Source organism: Pandoraea vervacti (assembly GCF_000934605.2).
GTDB classification, from domain to species: domain Bacteria; phylum Pseudomonadota; class Gammaproteobacteria; order Burkholderiales; family Burkholderiaceae; genus Pandoraea; species Pandoraea vervacti.
The window spans coordinates 1646237-1669326 of sequence record NZ_CP010897.2; the positions used below are offsets into that span (position 1 = coordinate 1646237).

Consider the following 23090-nt stretch of genomic DNA (forward strand, 5'->3'; position numbering starts at 1 on the left):
GTGCATGTCGTGAAAGGTCCAACGACGCTGGGTGAGCGCTGGTGACGCGGAATGTCCCGAGCGATGGTAGCGGCCGGTGTGGGAGGCGTCCACTCCGCACAAACCCCCAGAGGAAACCCTGAGTCGATGGGCAACGCATCGCAAGGCGAGCGACGCACGCAAACGTTGCTGAGGACCGCGAAGTCACGCGTTGCTGCTTGGCGAGCGATGAGCAACAAGTCGTGAGCAACAAGCGACCAGCAGCCGCGTGCGGACGAAAAAAAACGGTGCCGAAAGATCGGCACCGTCTTCAGGTACGGCTTTGAAACCCCGACCGTTCGCGCTGCGTGAAGCTCACCGCAGCACGCCGGTGAGTGTTACTGAGCGGCGTCCTTGACCTTCTTCAGCGGGCGAACCTTCACGCGCACCGAAGCCGGCTTTGCCGGGAACCAACGCTCTTCACCCGTGAACGGGTCCTTGCCGAAACGCTTTGCCTTGGCAGCGATTTGTTGCGACGTGACCTTGAACAGGCCATGCAGCGTGAATTCGCCGGCGCCCTTCTTGTGCAGGGAGTTGATGATCGTGGTTTCGAGCGCGGCGAGCACAGCCTTGACGTCCTTGACGGCGACGGCCGAGGTTTCGGCGATGTGTGCTGCGAGCTGGGTCTTGTTGAGTGCTTCCTTAATCGGCGAGACCTTGGCGGCTGCCTTCGGAGCAGCCTTCGGGGCTGCCTTCGGTGCTGCTGCCTTCTTCGCTGCCGGAGCCTTCTTTGCTGCCGGAGCTTTCTTCGCCACAGGGGCCTTCTTTGCTGCTGCTTTCTTTGCCGTTGCCATATCGATCCAATCGATGAGAATAAGAAAGTGCCGTCGGAGAACGGCCACCCGAATGTTACGTCTTGCTGCGCCGACGATTCTACCTAAGAAATCGCTTTATGCGAGTAGTGCGCGCATTATGTTGCGCACTTGCCGCACAAGGCTCTGCGGCGTTCACGCCGTATTTCGAATCGTTTCGAACGCGACGTGATGACGCCGGGTCGCTGCAACGATTCCGTCCCTTAATTCGAGAGGCGATTACGCGACGCCTTTGCACGCATTCCTGGCGCGTCCCGGGGCGCATTTTTCGACGCGGATTTTTGCGCGATTCTTGTGCGCATTCTATGCGTCGGTGATGTGTTCTCGCGACGCCGCAGTGGCATGCCGCGAGATCGCCCACCGCCCGAAAACCCTTAGAAACGCTGCATTTCGCAGGTCTCGCAGCGGCCGTCGCTATTGCACCAGGCGTCGGTAAGCGTCGAGCCGTCGGCACCGAACGTGATGTCGTGTCTGGCGCCATAGCTGCCCGCGAGTTGGAGGCGATCGCCCGCGAGCGTGCCCTGCACGGTGGTGTGAACGTTCGGCTCGACGTCGTCGACGCTGCCACTCACTTGCGATCCGTTGAGCGCGAGCGCCATGAGACGTGTCATCGGTTTGCCGAACAAGCCCCACCACGGCGGCGCGTTCGTGCACATGCCGCGCCAGCGTCCCGACGGATTCACCAGTCGGGAAGCGCTCGGGGCACTCGTCGGCACGACGGCCCCCGGTGCAATCTGTGCCGTGGGTGGAATGGGCGGCGTGACGACTGTGGCGCCGGCAGGAGCCGGGGCGTTGATGGCCGCGACGTCGCGCGCGACCTCCGGCGACTGGGCGTTGGCCGCACTTGTGGCGTTCACGGCATTGAGCCCGGCCGTGTCGCCGATGGTGCTCGGAAGCGGTGTATCCGCGTTCGGCGCGGCCGTCGCGGCGATGCTCGCGTTCTGTGCCGCAGCCGCAGGCGGTGCGTAGGTGGTGGTCGCAGCGGCGGGTGCGGCGGGTGCAGCAGGCGCCGGCGCCACGCTGAAGGTGCCGGGCGCGCCGTCCACGCGCACCATGTCGGCAGGCAGGCCGTCATTGGGCACCGGCGCCAACGCCGCCGCGCACACGTGACACGACATGCGCGAAAGACTGTTGCGCGTGAGCGGGCGGGTGCCGTACAGACGCTGGCTGCCTTGAGCGCCGTCGCGCAGAATCGTGACGTAAGGCGTGTCGTCGAGCAGGTAATCGATCTTGGCGCAGGACGGGGCGTCGGTCTGCATCGTGACATCGGCCGAAAATACGCCGCCGAGCGCGCGCGTAGGCAGCACCGACACCGATGCCGAACAGTCGGCAACGATCTGTGCGCAGTTACAGGCCGCGACCGGCGCGCGCGACGGCCCCGCGTTCGTCGATTGCGCGTGAGCGTGTCCGGCGAAGCCGAGCATGCCTGCGACGAGCCAACCCGCCGCCATTCCCAACGTTGTGAAACCCCGCATGATGTTTTCCCGAATGTTGCGGCATGTCCTATGCTGCGGATAGTCGATCAAAAGGCATCGGCTGACAAGAGCCGAAAACCGTGAATATCAAGGGAGAACGGGCCCTTTTCAAGGGATGCCGACACGATGGCGAGTCACAGGATGTCACGCAAAATTCGGATTCCTCTCGTATCCCGGCATCGATAGTGCGGTCTACACTTCACAGATACGTCTCTTTATCTGGAGCCATGCATGCCTGTCGACCGCACACGTGACCCTGGTTCTTCCGATGCAAAGACGGTCTCTCCGTCCTCTCGTCGTCCTCCGGCTTCTTCCGCTTCCCTCGCTTTTTCGTCTTCCCCACGGCCTGTTGCAACGCCGTCTGCGAATCGCGTACTTGCGATGCTGGCGACGCTTTTTTTCGCGATGGGGCTCATTACGTCGCTCAACGACATTCTGGTGCCTCACTTCAAGGCCGCCTTCGACCTGACGTATCGCGATGCGGCGCTCATTCAGTCGAGTTTCTTCGCCGCGTACTTCGTCGTGTCGTATCCGGCAGGGCAGTACACCGCCCGGGTCGGCTTCCGGCGCGCACTGGCGAGTTCGCTCTGGCTCGCCGGACTCGGCTGCGCGTTGTTCTTCCCGGCAGCCGCCCTGGTGTCCTACCCGTGCTTTCTTGCCGCTCTTTTCGTGCTCGCGAGCGGCGTCACATTGTTGCAGGTCGCAGTGAACGCCTATGTCGAGACGCTCGGCTCGCGAGGGGCGGCAGCCAGTCGCCTCACCCTCGTGCAGGCATTCAACTCGCTGGGCACGACCGTCGGCCCGCCGCTCGCCGCGCTCTGGATCCTCGCGCCGCAGGTGAGTGGCGTGGCGGCGGGTGGCGCGCACCCGGTCGATTCCGTGCGCGCTCCCTACGGGCTGCTCGCCGTCGTGCTGCTGCTCGGCGGCGTTGTCCTGTGGCGTCTGACGCTGCCGGAGCCGGGCGGGAGCGACACATCGCCGCCGGGTGTGCTCGGCAACGTTCGCAGCCTGTTGGCGCACCGTCCCTTGCGTTACGGCATCGTGGCGCTATTTCTTTATGTCGGCGCGGAAGTGAGTATCGGAAGTTTCCTGATCGTCTATCTGACGCAAACGCCGACGGGCATTGCCGACCACGCGCACGCGAGCCGTTATCTGGCACTGTACTGGGGCGGGGCGATGGTGGGGCGATTCGTCGGCGCGTGGCTGCTGCGAAAGGTGTCGCCCGGGCGAATGCTCAGCCTTTGCGCGCTCTACAACCTCATGTTGATACTGGTGTCGCTGGTGCTGCCGGCATCTTTCGCCATGTGGCTGTTGCTGGCTTGCGGCCTGGGCAACGCGATCATGTTTCCGACGATTTTCTCGTTGTCCGTGGGTGGGCTGGGCGCGCGGGTAAGCGAAGGCGGCGGACTGATCTGCATGGCGATCGTCGGGGGCGCGGTGCTGCCTTATCTGCAAGGGGCGCTGGCGGATGGGGTCGGGATCGTGCTGTCGTTTCTGGTGCCGGCGCTCGCCTATTGTTATATCGCGGGCTTTGGCGCATGGTGCGCGCGCACCATGCCGGTGTCCGACGCTGGCTCCGGTGCGACGCGCGCCTGCGGCGAGACGTCCACTTGAGATCAGCCTGGATTGCCGAACGTATAGCGCCCGAAGATGAACAGCACGATTTCTCGGTTCTGCCCTCTGGACAGGCGCTGATTGACCGAAGCGGCTGCGCGTCAAAGAAGTCCTTTGGCGTCAACGACATACTGCGGATATCGACGCGTTATTCACCGGGTTGTGAACATTTTCTGTGGATAACACACCCTTCTGGGTTCACATCCTGCCTTTGCCGCGTTCGGTTGAGTTCTGCGCCTGACCGACACGGACGACGGTCGCCATCATGGCGCAGCAAATGCGCTCGATATTTTTTCTCCTTCCGATCAAGCACTTGCGATAGCTATCCGCGAGTTGTCCACCGGCTTGCAAACAGATTCTGTGGATAACGAAGTGCCCTGCAAACCCGCGCCACGCCTCGTTTTGCAGCACGTGGCCCAACTTTCGCGCGCGGAAAATCTTCCTTGTCGGATCAGGCACTTGCGATGCTTTTCCGCAAGTTATCAACGGGCTTGTGAACAAAAAATGTGGATAAGCCGTTGATTTCTATAATCTCAATATATGAGATTAATGTTTACATGTTGACATTGTCGATGCGGCGGAATTACGATGCGCTTCATACCGGTGGACGGATACGTTCAGGAGACGACAGTGACGGAACGACGCAAACAGAAAGTGGCGATCATTGGCTCGGGCAACATTGGCACCGACCTGATGATCAAGGTGATGCGCAACAGTGAGCATCTGGAAATGGGCGCGATGGTCGGTATCGACCCGGCCTCGGACGGTCTGGCGCGTGCGCAGCGCCTGGGCGTGCCGGTGACGGCCGGCGGCATCGACGGCTTGCTGGCCATGCCGGGCTTCGAAGACATCCGCATCGCCTTCGACGCGACGTCGGCAAAAGCCCATGCGCATCACAACGAGTTGCTGCAAGCCCGGGGCGTGCAGGTGATCGATCTGACGCCAGCGGCCATTGGCCCGTACGTGATTCCGTCGATCAATCTCGACGCGCATCTCGACGCGCGCAACATCAACATGGTGACGTGTGGCGGTCAGGCGACGATTCCGATGGTCGCGGCCATTTCGCAAGTGGCCAAGGTGCATTACGCGGAAATCGTCGCGTCGATTTCCAGCAAGTCGGCAGGCCCCGGCACGCGCGCCAACATCGACGAATTCACTGAAACGACGTCCAAGGCCATTGAAGTGCTGGGCGGCGCGTCGCGTGGCAAGGCGATCATCGTGCTCAATCCGGCCGAGCCGCCGCTCATCATGCGCGACACGGTGTTCGTGCTCTCCGAGCCGGGCGATCAGGCCGCCATCGAAGCCAGCATTCAGGCGATGGTCGACAAGGTGCACGCGTACGTGCCGGGCTACCGCCTCAAGCAGAAGGTGCAGTTCGAGCTGTTCGACGCATCGCGTCCGCTCAACGTGCCGGGACTGGGCAAGCTCACGGGTCTGAAGACCTCGGTATTCCTCGAAGTGGAAGGCGCCGCGCACTACCTGCCGGCCTACGCGGGCAATCTCGACATCATGACCAGCGCCGCGCTGGCCTGTGCCGATCGCATCGCCGCCACCCGCCTGGCGCTCGCGGCCTGAACGTCGCACGCGCTAACAGGAGACACACCTCATCATGACCCAGAAAAAGCTCTATATCTCCGACGTGACGCTGCGCGACGGCAGCCACGCGATTCGTCACCAGTACAGCATCGCCAACGTGAAGGCGATTGCTGCGGCGCTCGACAAGGCGAAGGTCGATTCCATCGAAGTGGCGCACGGCGACGGCCTTGCCGGTTCGAGCTTCAACTACGGCTTTGGCGCACACACCGATCTGGAATGGATCGCCGCCGTCGCCGAGACCGTCACCCATGCGAAGGTCGCCACGCTGCTGCTGCCGGGCGTCGGCACGGTGCACGACCTGCGCGCGGCCTATGACGCCGGTGCGCGCGTGGTGCGCATTGCCACGCATTGCACGGAAGCCGATGTCTCCCATCAGCACATTGCCTATGCCCGCGAACTCGGCATGGACACGGTGGGCTTCCTGATGATGAGTCACATGACCACGCCGCAGCATCTGGCCGAGCAGGCCAAGCTGATGGAATCGTACGGCGCGGAGTGCATCTACGTGGTCGATTCCGGCGGTGCGCTGGGCATGAACGATGTGCGCGACCGTTTCCGTGCATTCAAGGACGTGCTCAAGCCCGAGACCCTGACCGGCATGCATGCGCACCACAACCTGAGCCTCGGCGTGGCGAACTCGATCGTCGCTGTGGAAGAGGGCTGCGATCGTATCGACGCAAGTCTGGCCGGCATGGGCGCCGGCGCGGGGAACGCCCCTCTGGAAGTGTTCATCGCAGCCGCGTCGCGTCTGGGCTGGAACCACGGCTGCGATCTGTACACGCTCATGGATGCGGCCGACGACATCGTGCGCCCGTTGCAGGACCGCGCCGTGCGTGTGGACCGTGAAACGCTGGCGCTTGGCTATGCAGGTGTGTATTCGAGCTTCCTGCGTCATGCGGAAGCAGCGGCCGCGCGCTACGAACTGAAGACCGTGGACATTCTGGTCGAACTGGGCCAGCGTCGCATGGTGGGCGGTCAGGAGGACATGATCGTCGACGTCGCGCTCGACTTGCTCAAGCGTCGCGCAGCCTGATCGAAGGGCAGGAGGACGCACGACAAAACGTTGTGCGATGGCGTCGCTTCGTTGCACTGGTGCGAAGCGTCGCCCGTGGGCTTCGGGCCCATCCGGATGTCACCCAAGGCGTCACCCAGCGTCATATTTAGCAAGTGGCCTCTCCGTGCCGATGCCGGCCCTCGTCAGACGGGCCGGCTTTTTTTATTGCTTCTTTATCCGCGCAGGTTGCCCGACCAGCCGAGTTGACGGCTGATCTGCGCCGCTGCGTGTTTCACGCTCGGCACGAGTTCCTGCATGCGCTCGCGGCTCATGTACTTGGTCGTGCTCGACACGCTGATGGCGGCGACGATGCGCTGACTCGCGTCATAGATAGGGGCGGCCACGCAACGAATCTGCGGCGTGTCGTCCTCCAGATCCAGCGCATAGCCGTGGCGCGCGTAGTCGTGCATGCGGGAGAGCCAGGCATCGGCATCGACGGAATGCGACGTCGTCTGCGATTGATAGTGCTCAAGCTGCGCGCGCCATTGCGCCTCGTCCTGATCGAGCAGCAGGGCTTTGCCCACGCCCGTCACGCAGATCGGCTTGCGCCCGCCAATGCGCGAGCTGATCTCGATCGCGCGTTGACCGGGGAGCTTATCCAGATACATCACTTCCCAGCCGTCGGCGATCGCCAGATGCACGGTGTCCTGCGTTTCGCTGGCGAGCGCCTCCAGTGTCGGGCGCGCCACGCGCGGCAGGTCAATCTGACGATACGCGAGAAAGCCGAGTTCGATGAGCTTGTTGCCGAGCCGATAGCCGCGACGCGGCTCGAAGCGCAGGTAGCCCGCGTGCACGAGCGCCGACGCAATGCGGTGCGTGGTCGACGGTGTGATGCCCGTGTGTGCGGATAGTGCGGGCACGGTATCGATACCGGCCGCCACCGCTTCCACGATATCGAGTCCTCGGAAAAGTGTCTGGCTGGCGAGGGTGCGCGGGCGTTCGGCGTCAGGGGCCGTCGTCTTGACCATCAGGCGCTCCCGAGCGCGAGCAGGCGCTCGTAGACATAGCACTTGAGGGCGACGTAATGCGATGGTTCGGGGGCCGATAGTTCGATGCCGTGCAGATGTCCGTCCTCGCCTTGCTGCACGCCGCGAATCGTGCCGGCGGTGTCGATCGGCATGTCGATGTCGCCCACGCGCACACGGAAGGCCAGCTGCACGGTCTCGCCCGGCGCACCCAGTGGCGTGTCCGCGAGCAGCGACACGCCTTCGGCGCTGATGTCCTGCAACAAGGCCAGATGACGCGGGGGCGCCGTTGTGTTGGCACTGGCACCGGCATCCGCGGTGCCCACCGAGACCACGAGCCTGGCGGGCACGCGCTGGGAGCGACGCAGCACCTTGCGACGGATCTGTGCCGGCGCCGAGAGGACGACGTAATCGAATGGCAGGCGCTCGACGCGCTCGACCGTGCAGACGAAGTGATAGATGTCTTCGCCCGAGAACGTCCAGAGTTCGAGCCGTTCGCTCGCTTGCAGGGTAGGGGGCGCGGCGCGCCCGCTGGGCGCCGTGACAAACAGCATCTGATTCGGTGCATGACCGATGACGCGGGTGCGCACGCGCTGCGAACCCGCGCCGGGCGGTAGTTGAATTTGCAGCCAGTCGCCAGGACGCAGATTGAGGTCTGTGAGTCCATACTGCGCCGACGTAGCCGCAGCGCCCCCTGCGGTCTGGGGAGCCGAGTCAGTGGGGGCTTGCGTCGCGACGTTGACGTCTGCCAACGCCGTCTCGTTCTCACCGAGCGTAGCCACGCGATGGGGCACGAATGCGGTGAACAGCCAGTCGCGTCCCGCCTGTGTCGGCACGATGTCGCCAGCGGCCAGCAGCGGCTCGCCGTTACGGTCGACGATGGCCCAGGGCAGGGCTCCGCCCAACGGAATCTCCTCGGGGGTCAGGGCGACGAGCGGGAGGCCCGGTGCGAGCGCGGGCGTCGCGACGGGCGGTTGAGCAGATGTGTTGGTAGACATAACGATTGAGCGAAGTGGGCGCTCGCCGGAGCGCCTGAGACGACCGTAGACGTCAGATGTGGCGAAAGTCTACCGCGACGCATCGGCACTTGGCGAGAGGGGACGCGATTCCGCAGGGCCAATATTGCGCGCCAGCGTCTGCACAAGCTGCGTAAGTGGGCACTCGCTGGGGTGACGCGGGCGAGGGAAGACGCACACGCGTCGATGCCTGCGCACAGCGGATTGGGCGCGTGTCCGTCCTGAAGGACGCCGCGCGTTCGATGTCATCTCCCTATAGTCGACGGTTTGCCGGCGGGCCCGGCGACGTTCTGGCGGGAGGATGCGATGTGGTACCAACAGTGTGCAGGTGCAATCGGCCGGGGGCCGGACTGGGGGATGAAGGAGCGCACGGAAGTGGCGATCGATCCACCAGGCACGCGCGAGGCGGCGGCGTGCCGTCGCGCGGCGCGGGCGGACTTCGGCACGAGGCTGACCTTGGCCGCCAACGCTGCGCGCAATGTGCAACTTCAGGCGAATGCCGAGACGAGGCAGGCCAACGGAGCGACGACGTTGTGTCGTACCGATCCGGCACTGGCGAAGACGTTTGCGAAGGCGTGGGCAGGACTCTGGGTGACGACCGGGCCCAGCCAGCACTTCTATCGCAAGGAGTTCGCGCTGGCGCATGCACGCGACGCGCGTCTGGCGCAGAACCAGCGGCAGGTCGAAGCGATGTTGGCGCCCACTCAGGGCGAAATCGCCTCTGCGTCCGAGACAGGGCACGTCGAACGTCTTTGTGACGACGTGAGCGCCTGGCTCGACACCCTGGCGGCGACCGGTCAGCGTGGTTGGGGGTTTCGTGCTGCACGCGACATCCTGTCGCTCGTGGGCAACCTCTCGTTGCTCGGCGTCATCGCAGCGGGCGTCTATCGTGAGCGGGAAGTGGATGTCGGAATCCACCCAGACCCCCACCTCGACCTCCACACCGGCGTCCCCACCGATATCCCCACGGGTATGGATGGCTGGGCATCGGCCGGTGTCGTGCGAGGCATGACCGCGGCCAACACCCCGTTCGGCGTGCCGTGGGCGGACTGGTCGCTGCTGGCGTTCGAAGGCGTCAAGGGCGTATTGACGCAGTCGTTGGGTTCGCCCACGCTCATTCGCCACCACGCGGTAGATGAAATTCTCAAGCGAATGGATGCCGGGTGTCGTTTGCTCGAAGCGTGCGTGTTGCTGCCGTCGGCTGGGACGGCATCCGCGGCGCCCGCGTCGTCATGGCGGAACACGCTGGCAAGGCTGACCCGCGCACGCGATGTCGCCACGCTGTTTACGTTCGCCAATTCGGCGGTGCCGCCCGCACGGCTGGGGCTATGGGTGCCTTCGTGGTTCTCCGGCGCATCGGAGACGGCTGACGGTTATCGCGGCGTTTTGCGTGTCGCCGGATTGATGCTCGACTCGTGTCGCGCGGTAACCAGCCTGCTCGGCACGTGGGCGCGCAACGAAGCCTTCGCTTGCGACGCTGCGCGCCTCACGCAGCGATGGCATGCATTGTGCGAACGGCTGGCGCATGTGTCCTGCGAAGACAAGGGGGCGATACAAGGCCGCGTCGCCCGCGTGACACAACTCGTGCAGCATTGCGATACACCGCTGCTTGCGAAGATTGCCTCGCAGCCGACCTTATGCGAGTGCTTACTCGCTTCCCGCCGTCCTTTGTCGGCAAGTCAGATCGCGCTCGCCTGCGGCGAATTCGATGTGCCATGCCATGCATCGAGTGTCGATGGACTGAACTACCTGAGCCTGCACCCGGCGGAGAGTCCGTGGGGCCTGCGATGGACGGGCGACGCCTGGGAGGGAGGCAGCACAACGCCGGTGCGGGCGTCCTATCGCCTGTTGCTGCTGTATCAACACTGGAGCGCGGCGCTGCTGGAGCGGGCGGTGGGTGCATTGCCCTGTATGGCGGCGCAGGACGACGCAGAGCAGAGGGAAGGGAAGACGCAAAAGCAGCCGCGCACCACAGCGTCGGTGCCTATCGGGCGCGTCATGCCGGTCGGGCTGGCGGACGGCCGCGCCGAGCGCCGTGACACGCCATCTATCGAGGTCGAGTCCACCTGGATTTGAGGTGGCGTGCGGTGTCGGCGACAGGGTTCCGATACCGAGCACTGCCAACTGTCATGTGTCTTGCGGCGGCAAGGTCGACCCGACGCTTTGGCGCAGTCTGAGCGGCGCCGAGCGACGGCAGATGCAGATGCTCGCGTCGCGTCGTCAGTGACGCAGGCAAGGGCAGAGGTTCGGTGATCGGCCGCGATGGCCGATCACCAGTTCGTCTCGCGCTCCGGCGTCGCCGTGATCTTGTGGATCGAGAGGTCGGCGCCGTAGTACTCCTGCTCGTCGTCGAGCCGTAGTCCGGTGATCCGTTTGATGACGCCATACACGACGTAGCCGCCGACGAATGCAATGGCCACGCCCGTGAGCGTGCCGATGACCTGGGCGATGAAACTCACACCGCCCATCCCGCCGAGCCACGTTTGCCCGAAGATTCCCGCAGCGAGCCCGCCCCAGATGCCGCATACCCCATGCAGCGGCCACACGCCGAGCACGTCGTCGATGCGCAAACGGTTTTGCGTCACGGTAAAGAGCCACACGAACAGGCCGCCGGCCACCGCACCCACGACCAATGCGCCGAGCGGATGCATGACGTCCGAGCCGGCGCACACGGCAACGAGACCAGCGAGCGGGCCGTTGTGAATGAAGCCGGGGTCGTCCTTGCCGACCCACATCGCCATCAATGTGCCGCCGACCATCGCCATGAGCGAGTTCACGGCGACCAGTCCCGAAATGCCGCCAACGCGCTGCGCGCTCATCACGTTAAAGCCGAACCAGCCGACGATCAGAATCCACGCACCCAGCGCGAGGAACGGGATCGACGACGGCGGATGTGCCGAGACTTGCCCCTGACCGTTGTAACGTCCGCGACGCGCGCCGAGGTGCAATACCGCAGCAAGCCCGATCCATCCGCCCACGGCGTGCACGACCACCGACCCCGCGAAATCGTGGAACGGCGCACCGAGCGAGCGAGTGAGCCAGTCCTGAATGCCGAGATGGCCGTTCCACGCAATGCCTTCGAAGCACGGGTAGATCACGCCGACGAGGAAGAACGTCGCAACAGACTGGGGGTGGAATCTGGCGCGCTCCGCAATGCCGCCGGACACGATGGCCGGAATGGCGGCGGCGAACGTCAGCAGGAAGAAGAACTTGATGAGCGCGTAGCCGTTGTGCTCGGCGAGCACCGTGGCGCTCGACCAGAAGTCGACGCCGTACGCGAGCGGGTAGCCGATGAAGAAATACGCAAGTCCTGAGACGGCGAAGTCCGTCAGGATCTTGACCAGCGCGTTGACCTGATTCTTTTTGCGGACGGTCCCGAGCTCAAGAAACGCAAAACCGGCGTGCATGGCAAGCACCAGGATCGCGCCGAGCAAGAGGAACAGCACGTCGCCGGGGGGATGGGAGTTGGGCATGAATGTGCTCTTTTGGTGCAAACGTGACGAGAAATGAAGATATGCAAGAGCAATGCCAGATATTGTTAGTTCTTTGATTTTTCGAGATGTTTTGTTTGCTGGTATGGCGTTTGACGCTGGGCGTTGCACGTCTGTGGTGCTGCGATGGGCCGGCGTGATCGATCCTCGTGCATGCGCCGTGCGCGATGCGTCTCGCGAACCCGCGGTATAGAATCGGGCGTCCATCGACATGCGCACCCGCAACGCTCCAATGCGCACTCACCACGACCCATCACTGAGGAAAACCATGATTTTTGAAATCGCCCAGATCGAAGTGAAGCCCGGCAAAGAGGCCGAGTTCGAGCAAGGTGTTGCAAAGGCTGCGCCTCTGTTCAAGGGCTCGAAAGGCTGCCACGGCATGCGTCTGCTCAAGTCCCTCGAGCAGCCGACGCACTACAGCCTTGTCGTGACCTGGGAAACGCTGGAAGACCACACCGTGCATTTCCGCAACTCGGATGCCTTCCAGCAATGGCGCGCACTGGTGAGCGAGTGCTTCGCGGCGCCGCCGAACGTCGGTCACGTGACCGAAGCCCTGATCGGCTTCTGAGATCGACGCGGGCCAGGCGCCCGCAAGGTCTGACAGCGGTGAAGGCCAGAGCGCTTTCGCCGCTTTTTTTGACGGCGTGCTGACGGCGCCAGACGGATGCAACGCAAGCTAAGGGTTAACGCGGTGTCGTGCATCAAAAGTTTTCAGATAACATGCAAACCAGAAAAGCATTGGACGATGTGAGAGGATGACCACCAAGCCCAAGACCCTGACCGAGCAGGTCGCGCAGCAGTTGCAGGACGCGATCCGGCAGGGTGTCTATCCCGTCGGCACCCGGTTGCCGACCGGCAAGCAGCTTGCCGAAACGTACGGCGTGAGTCCTGCGGTCATTCGTGAGGTGACGGAGCGTTTGCGCGCGCAGGGGCTGATCGACAGTCGGCAAGGAGCGGGCGTCACGGTGAAGGCGCGCACGCCGCAAAGCGGTTTTCAGGTGCCGGTCGGGCAGGACGCCGCCGATCTCGCCAGCGTCTACGAACTGCGGCTCGATCTGGAGAGCACTGCGGCCGCACTCGCCGCCGTGCGACATACCGACGAGGACATCCGCCGACTCGAAGAGATTCTCGTGGGGCTGGAGACGAACCTCTATCACCCCGAGAATGGCGTCGAGTTCGATACCGCCTTTCACGCCGCGATTGCCCGCGCCACGCACAACCGTTACTACGCCGATCTCCTGCAATACCTGAACCTGCAAATCCGGCAGGTCGTACAGGCGGCGCGTACGAATACGCTGCGCCATGAAGGCCTCGCCGCGCAGGTGCATCAAGAACACGTGGCGGTCTTCAACGCCATCAAGGCGCGCGATCCGCTGCTCGCGAAGGCGGCATCGCTCTCGCATTTGCTGCGTGCCTCGGCGCGGCTCGGGCTGACGCTGCCCGGGCGCGACATCATCACCGGCGCCATTGCGCCGACCCGCGGCTGAACGTCGATTGACGTGCCACTGAACCACGACCGAACTGCGCCCGAAATTCCCCCGATCCCCCGACGCGTGAACCTATGACCATCACCGCTTTTGCTCAACGTCTCATCGATGCCGTGGGCGCCGATAGCGTATTGACGTCCGCTGACGACGTCGCCCCCTGGCTCGCCGACTGGCGCGGCATGTATCGCGGCCACGCGCAGGCTGTCGTGCGTCCGCGCTCGACCGAAGACGTCGCCAGGATTCTCTCGCTGTGCCAGAGCACGGCCACGCCGGTCGTGCCGCGCGGTGGCAACACGGGCCTGTGCGGCGGCGCGACGCCCGACAAGTCCGAGCAGAACGTAGTGCTGAGTCTTGACCGCATGAATGCCGTGCGCAGTCTGGACACCGTTGCCAATACGCTGGTCGCCGAAGCCGGGTGCATTCTCGAAGACCTGCAACGCGCGGCGCGCGACGCGAACCGACTGCTGCCGCTCAGTCTTGCGGCGGAAGGTTCGTGCCAACTGGGCGGCAATCTGGCGACGAACGCCGGTGGTGTGAACGTCGTGCGCTATGGCATGACGCGTGAACTCGTGCTCGGGGTCGAGGCGGTGCTGCCCAACGGCGAAATCCTTCATGGTTTGCGAACGCTGCGCAAGGACAACACCGGTTACGACCTCAAGCAGTTGCTTATCGGCTCAGAAGGCACGCTGGGCGTCATTACGGCCGCGGCGCTGCGTCTGTATGCGCCGACGCCCGTGCGCCAGGTGGTGATTGCCGCGGTGACGTCGCCGCGTCAGGCGCTCGACCTTTATGAATTGCTGTTCGCCGAGTGCGGTCCGCGCATGCAGGCGTACGAGTTTTTCACGGGCGAGTGCGTGGATCTCGTGATGGCGCACGTGCCCGGCGTGCGTGCGCCGTTCGGCGAGCGTCATGCAGGCTATGTGCTGATCGAGCTGGCCGACACGGCGGACGAGCAGGCGCTGGCGGCACTGCTCGAGCGCGTGATCGAGACGGCCATCGAGCGCGATCTGTGCGCCGACGCCGTGGTGTCGTCCACGCTCGGGCAAGTCGAGGAAATGTGGAAGCTGCGCGAGGAAATCTCCGAAGCGCAACGCGCCGACGGCCCGCATCTGAAGCACGACGTCTCGCTGCCGATCGAATCGATCCCGGCGTTCATGACGAGCGCCGAGGCGCGTGTGCGACGCGTTTGCCCGCAGGTGCGTGCGTTCATCTTCGGTCATTTCGGCGACGGCAATCTGCATTACAACCTGTCGCGTCCTGCCGGCGAGCCGGCGGATTTCATGGCGAAACAGGGCGAAGCGATCACGGCCGAAGTGCTAGACGAAGTCGCGCGTTTCGGCGGCAGCATCAGCGCCGAGCATGGCATCGGACAACTCAAGCGCGACTATTTTGCGAAGTACAAGTCACCGCTGGAACTGCGCCTGATGCGTGAGATCAAGGCCGTGTTCGATCCGGCCGGCATCATGAATCCCGGGAAACTGATTTAACTGAGGAGTCGACATGACTGCAACTTCCGCTGCCGGCGCGCCGCTGTGCCTTGGGCCGCTGCCGGAGATCGATGCGCCCACGTTCGAGGTGCCGTTCGGCGCCGTCGACACCCATGCCCACGTGGTTGCCGCGAGCGACGCCTATCCGATGGTGACCGAGCGCAGCTACACGCCGCCGCCTGCGCCCGAAGACAAGTACCTCGCCATGCTCGACGCCACGGGGATGACTTACGGCGTGCTGGTGCAGATCAGCGTATATGGCACCGACAACCGCTACATGCTCGAGACGCTACGCCGTCACCCGGAGCGGCTGCGCGGCATTGCCGTGGTGTCGCCGGAGGTATCGGACGCCGAACTCGAAGCGATGCATGCGGCGGGCGTGCGCGGTCTGCGCATCAATGTGCTCTTCGGCGGCGGCATCGGGTTCGCGGCGATGGAAACGCTCGCGCATCGCATCAAGGACCTGGGCTGGCACATGCAGTTCCTGATGGACGTGAATGCATTGCCCGAATTGATGCCGCGCATGACATCGCTGCCGGTGCCGGGGATCGTCGATCACATGGGGCATACCCCCGTCGCGCAAGGGCTGCATTCGCCGGGATTTTCCGCGTTGCGCTCGCTCGTGCGAGATCACGGGTACTGGGTCAAGCTCTCCGGCGCCTATCGCATCAGCGAGCGTTTCCCCGCATTCGACGACGTCACACCGTTCGCACAGGCGCTCATCGAAGACGCGCCCGATCGCATGGTGTGGGGGAGCGACTGGCCGCATGTGTCGCTCACGCGCATGCCGAATACCGGCGCCTTGCGCAACCTGCTGCCGCAGTGGGCGCCGGATGCCGAGACGCGCCGTCGCATTCTCGTGGACAACCCGGCGCGTCTGTACGGCTTTCCGACAACCGTTTAAGCATTTTTCCGATCAAGCATTTGCCGACATCTGCATGACGTTCGCGCACGACGCGCGTTTGCTTTCCCACGGATTCCCAGAAGCGTCCGAGGCTCAAGGAGGAGACAAGATGAATTGGTATCGCCAGATGAACAAGACCGAGCGGCATACGTTTATTGCCGCGTTCGGCGGGTGGGCGCTCGATGCGCTCGACTTCATGGTGTTCACCTTTGTGATCTCGACACTGATTACCGTGTTCAGCATCGACAAGGGACAGGCGGGCATGCTGGCGACCGTGACGTTGCTGTTCTCGGCCATCGGCGGCTGGCTCGCGGGGGTGCTGGCCGATCGCTTCGGTCGGGTGCGTATTCTTCAGGTGACGATTCTCTGGTTCTCGATCTGCACCGTGCTCATCGGTTTTGCGCAGAACTTCGAGCAGATCTTTGTCCTGCGTGCGTTGCAGGGGCTGGGTTTCGGCGGTGAATGGGCGGTGGGCTCGGTGCTCATGGGCGAGATCGTGCGTACCGAGTATCGTGGCCGCGCCGTGGGCACCGTGCAAAGCGGCTGGGCCATCGGGTGGGCGGTGGCGGCGCTGTGCTACACGGCGTCGTTTTCGTTCCTGCCGGAGGAGTACGCGTGGCGTGTGCTGTTCTGGATCGGCGTGATCCCTGCGGTGTTCGTGCTCTTCATCCGCAAGAACGTGCCCGAGCCGGAGCTCTTCGAGCGCACGCGCAAGCGCGAGGAGTCGGCGGCCAGGCGTACGTCGGCATGGGCAATTTTTTCGCCGTCGCTGATCAAGACGACCGTACTCTCGGCGCTGCTGTGTACGGGCGTGCAGGGCGGGTACTACGCCGTGACGACGTGGTTGCCCACGTTCCTGAAAACGGAGCGTCACCTGTCGGTGATCGGCACGGGCGGTTACCTGCTCGTGATCATCCTCGGTTCTTTCATCGGCTATCTGACGGGCGCGTATCTGACGGACCGGCTGGGGCGTCGCGCGAACCTGCTGATTTTCGCCGTGCTCTCGGGCGTGAGCATCTACGTCTACACGCAGATCCAGCTGAGCAACGATCAGATGCTGATCCTCGGCTTCCCGCTGGGGTTCGCGGCCTCGGGTATTTTCAGTGGCATGGGCGCCTATCTGACGGAACTCTTCCCGTCGGCGGTGCGTGCCAACGGGCAAGGCTTCGCGTATAACTTCGGACGCGGTATCGGCGCGCTGTTCCCGAGCCTGGTCGGCTATCTGGCCAAGACGAGCGGTCTGGGCACGGCCATTGGCATGTTCGCTGGCGGCGCCTATCTCGTGGTTTTGATTACCGCATTCATGTTGCCCGAGACGAAAGGGCGCGAAATAGAGTAAGTTCGCGAGTGGGTTCGTAGGCAATTTCGTATGTTCCAGGGCGGCGGTCGCCGGCATCACGGCACGCCGCCCGGTTTTTTGATTCAAGGGAGTTCTGCATGAAGATCCTGGTACCGGTCAAACGGGTAGTGGATTACAACGTAAAGGTTCGCGTGAAGAGCGACGGCACGGGCGTCGACATTGCGAACGTGAAGATGTCGATGAATCCGTTCGACGAAATCGCGGTGGAAGAGGCGGTTCGGCTGAAGGAAGCGGGCGTGGCGACGGAAGTGATCGCCGTGTCGGCGGGGGTGTCGCAGTCGCAGGAGACGCTGCGCACGGCGCTGGCCATCGGTGCGGATCGCGCGATCCTCATCGAGTCGGGCGAGGAACTGCAGCCGCTGGCCGTGGCTAAGCTGCTCAAGGCGATCGTCGACAAGGAGCAGCCGCAACTGGTGATCCTGGGCAAGCAGGCCATCGACGACGATTCGAATCAAACCGGTCAGATGCTCGCGGCGCTGGCGAAGCTGCCGCAGGCGACGTTCGCCTCGAAGGTGACGGTGGCGGACAACCGCGCGCAGGTCACGCGCGAAGTCGATGGCGGACTGGAGACGGTGTCGCTGTCGCTGCCGGCGGTGATCACGACGGACCTGCGTCTGAACGAGCCGCGTTACGTGACGCTGCCCAACATCATGAAAGCGAAGAAGAAGCCGCTGGAGACGGTCAAGCCCGCCGATCTGGGCGTTGACGTGAGCCCGCGGTTGAAGACGCTCAAAGTGGCCGAGCCGCCCAAGCGCAGCGCGGGGGTGAAGGTGGCGGACGTGGCAACGCTCGTCGAAAAGCTGAAGAGCGAAGCGAAGGTCATTTAAGGGGAGACGACGAGATGAGCATTCTGGTCATTGCAGAACACGATAACCAAAGCCTGAAGGCCGCGACCCTGAACACCGTGACGGCCGCGCTGCAATGCGGCGAGGACGTGCATGTGCTGGTCGCAGGCAGCAACGCGAAGGCGGCGGCGGAGGCGGCCGCGCAGATCGCCGGTGTGAAGCAGGTGCTGCTGGCCGAGGCGACGTACTTCGGCGACGGTCTGGCGGAGAACATTGCGGACGAAGTGGTGTCGCTCGCAGGCGCGTACTCGCACATCCTGGCTCCGGCCACGGCGTACGGCAAGAACATCGCGCCGCGCGTGGCGGCGTTGCTCGACGTCGCGCAGATCTCGGACATCACGAAGGTCGAGAGCGCCGACACGTTCGAGCGCCCGATCTATGCGGGCAACGCGATTGCGACGGTGCAAAGCGCGGACAAGGTCAAGGTGATCACGGTGCGCTCGACGGGCTTCGACGCGGCAGCGGCCACGGGCGGCAGCGCTGCGGTGCAAACCGTGGCGGCCACGCCGGACGCCGGGGTGTCGCAGTTCGTTGGCCGCGAGGTGACGAAGCTGGACCGTCCGGAGCTGACCTCGGCGAAGATCATCGTCTCGGGCGGTCGCGGTCTGGGCAGCGGCGAGAACTACACCAAGGTGCTCGAGCCGCTGGCGGACAAGCTGGGCGCGGCGCTGGGTGCATCGCGCGCGGCGGTCGATGCCGGTTACGTGCCCAACGACTATCAGGTCGGCCAGACGGGCAAGATCGTGGCGCCGCAGTTGTATGTCGCGGTGGGCATTTCGGGTGCGATCCAGCATCTGGCAGGCATGAAGGATTCGAAGGTGATCGTGGCGATCAACAAGGATCCGGAAGCGCCGATCTTCTCGGTGGCGGATTACGGCTTGGTGGGCGATCTGTTCACGGTGGTGCCGGAACTGACGGGCGCGCTGTAAGCACGCTCACAGCGCGCTCCGAAGCGGCAACCATGAAGTGAAGCGGTAAAGTGAAGCAGCAAGGCTGCGGGCGTTGCGCCCGCAGCCGATTCGCATGAGGAGGACCGGCGACGACGGACGTCCTCATCCGAATCGGGCATTCTCGACAGGCAAACAGGGAATAGCGATGGATAAAGTCGATTGCGTCGTCATCGGCGCGGGCGTAGTGGGACTGGCTGTGGCGCGCGCAATGGCGATGGCCGGGCGCGAGGTGATCGTTCTGGAGTCGGAGCGCGCCATCGGCACGGGGACGAGCTCGCGCAACAGCGAGGTTATCCACGGCGGCATCTACTATCCGCCCGGCTCGCTCAAGGCGAAGCTATGCGTGGAGGGCAAACATCAGCTGTACGAGTTTTGCCAGACGCATGGCGTAGCGCATCGTCGGTGCGGCAAGCTCATCGTGGCGACCACCGATCATCAGGTCGCCGAACTCGAAGCCATTGCCGCCAATGCACACGCAAGCGGTGTCGACGATCTTCAGTGGCTGAGCGCTGGCGAGGTCGCACAACGTGAACCCGAATTGCACACCTTTGGTGCGCTTCTCTCACCGTCAACGGGCATCGTCGACAGCCACGGACTGATGCTCGCATTGCAGGGCGACGCCGAGAATGCGGGGGCGATGCTGGCGTTCGACGCACGTGTCACGGGCGCCCGTGTGGGCGGCGCAAACGGCATCGAACTGGATGTCGAGACCGAAGGCGTCACGTCGACGTTGCTGGCCGACACCGCTATCAATAGTGCCGGACTTTACGCGGTCGATATCGCGCGCAAGTTCGAGGGACTGGCGCCCGAATACATTCCGCAGCGGTATTTCGCGAAGGGTAGCTACTTCTCGTGCGCCCAGCGTGCGCCCTTCACCCATCTGATCTATCCGGTCCCGGAACCGGGGGGCCTGGGCGTGCATTTGACGCTCGATCTCGGCGGGCAGGCGCGATTCGGCCCCAACGTGCAGTGGGTCGAGGAGATCGACTACACGGTGAATCCTTCAGACGGCGACGGTTTTTATGCGGCGGTGCGCCGCTATTGGCCGGCGTTGGCCGACGGCGCGTTGCAGCCTGGCTATGCGGGCATTCGGCCGAAAATCAGCGGGCCGGGCGAGCCGGCGGCGGACTTCCGCATCGACGGGCCTGCGGTGCATGGCGTGGCGGGACTCGTGAACCTGTTCGGGATCGAGTCGCCGGGCCTGACAGCGTCGCTGGCCATTGCGCAAGCGGTGAGCGCAGCGCTTTCCTGACGCGCCACATCGAGCGCGGCGCGAGGCATATGCAGCGATGGACCCGGGCTGCGTAGCGCGCAAGGGGTACGAATCGCAAGCATCGTACGAATCCTACGAACCTACGAACCTACGAATGGGCGAGATGGACCGCCCGGTCACATCTCGCGTAGACGTGCGGCAAACTGCTATCTGGCTAACCCCGTGATGCCTTCCGGACGGTACCGCGAGCGTTGCGCGGCATTCCTGTCGAAGGGAATCCTTGCGTCGGTGCAACTGCGCGGGCTGGTGTGCGGGTCAGCACACCCGCCGCTTTAGCGCACAGCGACCGGCGGCTTCCACGACGCCGGATTCGTCCAGAACACACCGCGCAGGCGATCGGTGTCGCCACACGGCGTGCTGCGGGCCGGTTTGCTGATTTGACCTGCACAGGCGCTGATATCGCGGCCCGATTGTTGCAGGCGTTTCAGGATCGTATCGAGCATGCCCGATTCGCGCCATTCATTCAGTTTGCGACGGCAGGTCGGCACGGAAGGGTACTGCATGGGCAGCTTGGACCAGCTCTCGCCAGTGAACAGCACCCACAAGACAGCATTGGTCAGCGTGCGCTGCTCGACTTGAGGGCGGCCGCGTCGTTCCGTACGGACCGGACGGTCGCAAATCAGATCACGCAGGGCGTGCCATTCAACGTCGCTCAGTTCATTAAACATAACACCTCGACCCAAAACAAACGGAGGCGCCGCAGGGGGCGAGTCCGGGTTTCGCGATCGGGCACGTCCGGTGCAATCTGGTGCGTGCGTATCGTCAAAACTCGGCCAAGGCGGCGTCGATCCCCGATGCTGGAAATACAAGCAACAAGCATGCCAGGAGATCGGGTTCTCTTTTGAAGAACGCCGCGCTCGGGTCGAACCACACTGCGAAGGGAGCGTTTGACCAGCAAAAAAACGCCCACTTGGCAGGTGGGCGCAGCTCCTGAGTGGCAATTGGGATAGGCAATCGCAAAAGCGTCAGGAGAAAAGGAATACGTGCCTTTTGGTCTGTCCGGATCGTTTGTTGTTCTCGGCTCAGACCAGGGTGTCTCGCTCCACATGCGCCAGCTTGTCAAGCTTGCAGGCGCAATAATGACAAAAACCTCGGGTCGACGCGCTTCGGAATTACCCCCATTGCGGTGCATGCGCGGTGAGCGGAAATCGGGACGTGAGAATGCGCAAAAGGGCACAAAACGTCGCAAAATCAACGCCCGGCGGTGATGCGTCTGCCCAAGATGAGTGCCGGACTGCGCCCCGATAGGGCACCACGGCGCAGGAATGGGCGCAACCTGTCGCAACCGGATCAAGCGAAGCGGCGCAACCGGCTCTCGTCTGGTGAGAAAGTGGCCCGGTCGCCTCATGGTCTTCCGTCATGGTCGTGCGATGGGACCGTAGCCTATAATGTGCGCCTTCCATGAATATCGTCTATCGGCTGCGCGGCACCGCCGCACACCGGTCGGCGCCATTGTGCGCAAACGGCATGAGCAACGACAGCGATAACAAATACTCGGTACCGGGCCTTGAGCGCGGCCTGCGCATTCTCATGACGTTCTCGGCGCGCGAGCCGGTGCTTGCGGGCGCGGATCTGGCGCGACGTCTGGACATTCCGCGCTCGACGGTGTTTCGTCTGCTGCAAACGCTGGAAGCCGAGGGGTTCATCGAGAAGGCCGGCGACGATCGTCATTACCGCCTCGGGGTGGCGGTCCTGCGCCTCGGCTTCGAGTACCTGAACTCGCTCGAACTGACGGATCTGGGCACGCCGGTCATCGAAAAGCTGCGCGATGCGACCGGCTTTTCGAGCCACATTCTGATTCTCGATCAGCGCGACGCCGTGTTCGTGGCGAAGGCCGCGAGCCGCGAAATGGTGTTCGGGACCGTACGGGTGGGAACGCGACTGCCCGCGCACGCGACCGCTGTCGGTCATATTCTGCTAGGCGATTACTCGTTGCCTTCGCTCAAGCAGCTTTATCCGGAGCGCAAGCTCGAAGCCTATACGACACATACGCCCACGACCGTTGAGGCGCTGCACCGCGTGGTTCAGGAAGACATCGCCCGCGGTTACAGCATGAGTCAGGCATTCTTCGAGCAAAACATTTCGACGATCGCTGCCCCCGTGCGTAATCACCGCGCTCAGATCGTCGCTGTCATCAGCGTGACGATTCCACAGGCACGCGTGGAAGCCGATCTGCTCGAGAACGGTATCGTCGAGAAAGTGGTCTCGGCTGCCGACGAGCTGTCTCACAAGCTTAATTACCGGGCCGAACGGGTTGGGGCTTCGGCCTGACTTGGCCTTTATTTGACTTACCCCCTTCGGTCCTAGCGCCTCGCCGCCACCGCCACCCTCCGGGCAGCATCAACACCCAGCCCCCTGACTCCGCTCCACTGCCTTTAAGTCGCTACGTCAGGGGGCTGGCTGTTGACGCCACTCATATGCCCCCGTGTGTCCCTTTCGGTGCAGAAGTCGTCGGCTGATGTGGGACGGGTTTCGGCTTACCCCCTTCGGTCCTAGCGCCTCGCCGCCTCCGCCACCTTCCGGGCAGCATCAACAGCCAGCCCCCTGACTCCGCTCCACTGCCTTTAAGTCGCTACGTCAGGGGGCTGGCTGTCGACGCCACTCATATGCCCCCCGTGTGTCTCTTTCGGTGCAGAAGTCGTCGGCTGATGTGGGACGGGTTTCGGCTTACCCCCTTCGGTCCTAGCGCCTCGCCGCCACCGCAACCCTCCGGGCAGCATCAACACCCAGCCCCCTGACTCCG

19 protein-coding genes are annotated in these 23090 nt (G+C 63.7%); 13 read left to right on the forward strand and 6 right to left on the reverse strand.

Annotated features, from left to right (window positions below; translation table 11 throughout):
- Positions 1 to 356 precede the first annotated feature (356 nt).
- The gene (locus tag UC34_RS07420; protein WP_044455028.1) at positions 357 to 812 is read right to left on the reverse strand and encodes an HU family DNA-binding protein; all 456 of its coding nucleotides are present in this window, start codon (positions 810 to 812) and stop codon (positions 357 to 359) included.
- A 392-nt stretch (positions 813 to 1204) separates the two neighbouring features.
- Positions 1205 to 2305, reverse strand: a complete 1101-nt coding sequence (locus UC34_RS07425) for a hypothetical protein (RefSeq protein WP_157123068.1) — start codon at positions 2303 to 2305, stop codon at positions 1205 to 1207.
- A 381-nt stretch (positions 2306 to 2686) separates the two neighbouring features.
- On the opposite strand from UC34_RS07425, the gene UC34_RS07430 reads away from it, so the two are divergent.
- From UC34_RS07430 to dmpG, 3 genes are all read left to right on the forward strand, one after another.
- A complete protein-coding gene (locus UC34_RS07430; RefSeq protein ID WP_044455030.1) occupies positions 2687 to 3919 on the forward strand; it encodes a sugar MFS transporter in 1233 nt (410 codons plus the stop codon).
- 588 nt (positions 3920 to 4507) lie between these two features.
- Positions 4508 to 5494 carry an acetaldehyde dehydrogenase (acetylating) gene (locus tag UC34_RS07440; RefSeq protein ID WP_174556764.1) on the forward strand — a complete coding sequence of 329 codons (987 nt, stop codon included), beginning with the start codon at positions 4508 to 4510 and terminating at the stop codon, positions 5492 to 5494.
- A 34-nt stretch (positions 5495 to 5528) separates the two neighbouring features.
- Positions 5529 to 6548 carry a 4-hydroxy-2-oxovalerate aldolase gene (gene dmpG, locus UC34_RS07445; protein WP_044455032.1) on the forward strand — a complete coding sequence of 340 codons (1020 nt, stop codon included), beginning with the start codon at positions 5529 to 5531 and terminating at the stop codon, positions 6546 to 6548.
- 194 nt (positions 6549 to 6742) lie between these two features.
- Here dmpG and UC34_RS07450 read toward each other — a convergent pair whose 3' ends face one another.
- Positions 6743 to 7537 carry an IclR family transcriptional regulator gene (locus UC34_RS07450; protein ID WP_044455033.1) on the reverse strand — a complete coding sequence of 265 codons (795 nt, stop codon included), beginning with the start codon at positions 7535 to 7537 and terminating at the stop codon, positions 6743 to 6745.
- The gene (locus UC34_RS07455; protein ID WP_084070430.1) at positions 7537 to 8532 is read right to left on the reverse strand and encodes a flagellar brake protein; all 996 of its coding nucleotides are present in this window, start codon (positions 8530 to 8532) and stop codon (positions 7537 to 7539) included. Before UC34_RS07455 ends, UC34_RS07450 begins: the two co-directional genes overlap by 1 nt.
- A gap of 375 nt (positions 8533 to 8907) precedes the next feature.
- On the opposite strand from UC34_RS07455, the gene UC34_RS07460 reads away from it, so the two are divergent.
- Positions 8908 to 10626 carry a hypothetical protein gene (locus tag UC34_RS07460; protein ID WP_044455034.1) on the forward strand — a complete coding sequence of 573 codons (1719 nt, stop codon included), beginning with the start codon at positions 8908 to 8910 and terminating at the stop codon, positions 10624 to 10626.
- Positions 10627 to 10820: 194 nt separating this feature from the next.
- Here UC34_RS07460 and UC34_RS07465 read toward each other — a convergent pair whose 3' ends face one another.
- On the reverse strand, positions 10821 to 12023 hold the full coding sequence (locus UC34_RS07465; RefSeq protein ID WP_044457877.1) for an ammonium transporter: 1203 nt from the start codon (positions 12021 to 12023) through the stop codon (positions 10821 to 10823).
- Positions 12024 to 12309: 286 nt separating this feature from the next.
- On the opposite strand from UC34_RS07465, the gene UC34_RS07470 reads away from it, so the two are divergent.
- The 8 genes from UC34_RS07470 (at position 12310) to UC34_RS07505 (ending at position 20326) form a co-directional block, all read left to right on the forward strand.
- A complete protein-coding gene (locus UC34_RS07470; RefSeq protein WP_044455035.1) occupies positions 12310 to 12609 on the forward strand; it encodes an antibiotic biosynthesis monooxygenase family protein in 300 nt (99 codons plus the stop codon).
- A 187-nt stretch (positions 12610 to 12796) separates the two neighbouring features.
- Positions 12797 to 13528, forward strand: a complete 732-nt coding sequence (locus tag UC34_RS07475; RefSeq protein WP_044455036.1) for a FadR/GntR family transcriptional regulator — start codon at positions 12797 to 12799, stop codon at positions 13526 to 13528.
- Positions 13529 to 13602: 74 nt separating this feature from the next.
- Positions 13603 to 15015 carry an FAD-binding oxidoreductase gene (locus UC34_RS07480; RefSeq protein ID WP_044455037.1) on the forward strand — a complete coding sequence of 471 codons (1413 nt, stop codon included), beginning with the start codon at positions 13603 to 13605 and terminating at the stop codon, positions 15013 to 15015.
- Between the two features lie 13 nt (positions 15016 to 15028).
- Positions 15029 to 15919: an amidohydrolase family protein gene (locus UC34_RS07485; RefSeq protein WP_044455038.1), complete on the forward strand. Its 891-nt coding sequence runs from the start codon at positions 15029 to 15031 to the stop codon at positions 15917 to 15919.
- Positions 15920 to 16028: 109 nt separating this feature from the next.
- Positions 16029 to 17258: an MFS transporter gene (locus UC34_RS07490; RefSeq protein ID WP_044455039.1), complete on the forward strand. Its 1230-nt coding sequence runs from the start codon at positions 16029 to 16031 to the stop codon at positions 17256 to 17258.
- Positions 17259 to 17356: 98 nt separating this feature from the next.
- On the forward strand, positions 17357 to 18106 hold the full coding sequence (locus UC34_RS07495) for an electron transfer flavoprotein subunit beta/FixA family protein (protein WP_044455040.1): 750 nt from the start codon (positions 17357 to 17359) through the stop codon (positions 18104 to 18106).
- A 14-nt stretch (positions 18107 to 18120) separates the two neighbouring features.
- Complete coding sequence (locus UC34_RS07500; RefSeq protein WP_044455041.1) at positions 18121 to 19053, forward strand: electron transfer flavoprotein subunit alpha/FixB family protein; 933 nt, start codon at positions 18121 to 18123, stop codon at positions 19051 to 19053.
- Positions 19054 to 19219: 166 nt separating this feature from the next.
- Complete coding sequence (locus UC34_RS07505) at positions 19220 to 20326, forward strand: NAD(P)/FAD-dependent oxidoreductase (protein WP_044455042.1); 1107 nt, start codon at positions 19220 to 19222, stop codon at positions 20324 to 20326.
- 293 nt (positions 20327 to 20619) lie between these two features.
- Here UC34_RS07505 and UC34_RS07510 read toward each other — a convergent pair whose 3' ends face one another.
- On the reverse strand, positions 20620 to 21015 hold the full coding sequence (locus tag UC34_RS07510; protein WP_039399697.1) for a transposase: 396 nt from the start codon (positions 21013 to 21015) through the stop codon (positions 20620 to 20622).
- Positions 21016 to 21814: 799 nt separating this feature from the next.
- Here UC34_RS07510 and UC34_RS07515 point away from each other — a divergent pair.
- Positions 21815 to 22618: an IclR family transcriptional regulator gene (locus UC34_RS07515; RefSeq protein ID WP_044457878.1), complete on the forward strand. Its 804-nt coding sequence runs from the start codon at positions 21815 to 21817 to the stop codon at positions 22616 to 22618.
- Positions 22619 to 23090 lie beyond the last annotated feature (472 nt).

Coding starts and splice junctions, on each gene's coding strand:
- UC34_RS07420 (WP_044455028.1), bottom strand. CDS start 812: ATGGCAACGGCAAAGAAAGCAGCAGCAAAGAAGGCCCCTGTGGCGAAG.
- UC34_RS07425 (WP_157123068.1), bottom strand. CDS start 2,305: ATGCGGGGTTTCACAACGTTGGGAATGGCGGCGGGTTGGCTCGTCGCA.
- UC34_RS07430 (WP_044455030.1), top strand. CDS start 2,687: ATGCTGGCGACGCTTTTTTTCGCGATGGGGCTCATTACGTCGCTCAAC.
- UC34_RS07440 (WP_174556764.1), top strand. CDS start 4,508: ATGCGCTTCATACCGGTGGACGGATACGTTCAGGAGACGACAGTGACG.
- dmpG (WP_044455032.1), top strand. CDS start 5,529: ATGACCCAGAAAAAGCTCTATATCTCCGACGTGACGCTGCGCGACGGC.
- UC34_RS07450 (WP_044455033.1), bottom strand. CDS start 7,537: ATGGTCAAGACGACGGCCCCTGACGCCGAACGCCCGCGCACCCTCGCC.
- UC34_RS07455 (WP_084070430.1), bottom strand. CDS start 8,532: ATGTCTACCAACACATCTGCTCAACCGCCCGTCGCGACGCCCGCGCTC.
- UC34_RS07460 (WP_044455034.1), top strand. CDS start 8,908: ATGAAGGAGCGCACGGAAGTGGCGATCGATCCACCAGGCACGCGCGAG.
- UC34_RS07465 (WP_044457877.1), bottom strand. CDS start 12,023: ATGCCCAACTCCCATCCCCCCGGCGACGTGCTGTTCCTCTTGCTCGGC.
- UC34_RS07470 (WP_044455035.1), top strand. CDS start 12,310: ATGATTTTTGAAATCGCCCAGATCGAAGTGAAGCCCGGCAAAGAGGCC.
- UC34_RS07475 (WP_044455036.1), top strand. CDS start 12,797: ATGACCACCAAGCCCAAGACCCTGACCGAGCAGGTCGCGCAGCAGTTG.
- UC34_RS07480 (WP_044455037.1), top strand. CDS start 13,603: ATGACCATCACCGCTTTTGCTCAACGTCTCATCGATGCCGTGGGCGCC.
- UC34_RS07485 (WP_044455038.1), top strand. CDS start 15,029: ATGACTGCAACTTCCGCTGCCGGCGCGCCGCTGTGCCTTGGGCCGCTG.
- UC34_RS07490 (WP_044455039.1), top strand. CDS start 16,029: ATGAATTGGTATCGCCAGATGAACAAGACCGAGCGGCATACGTTTATT.
- UC34_RS07495 (WP_044455040.1), top strand. CDS start 17,357: ATGAAGATCCTGGTACCGGTCAAACGGGTAGTGGATTACAACGTAAAG.
- UC34_RS07500 (WP_044455041.1), top strand. CDS start 18,121: ATGAGCATTCTGGTCATTGCAGAACACGATAACCAAAGCCTGAAGGCC.
- UC34_RS07505 (WP_044455042.1), top strand. CDS start 19,220: ATGGATAAAGTCGATTGCGTCGTCATCGGCGCGGGCGTAGTGGGACTG.
- UC34_RS07510 (WP_039399697.1), bottom strand. CDS start 21,015: ATGTTTAATGAACTGAGCGACGTTGAATGGCACGCCCTGCGTGATCTG.
- UC34_RS07515 (WP_044457878.1), top strand. CDS start 21,815: ATGAGCAACGACAGCGATAACAAATACTCGGTACCGGGCCTTGAGCGC.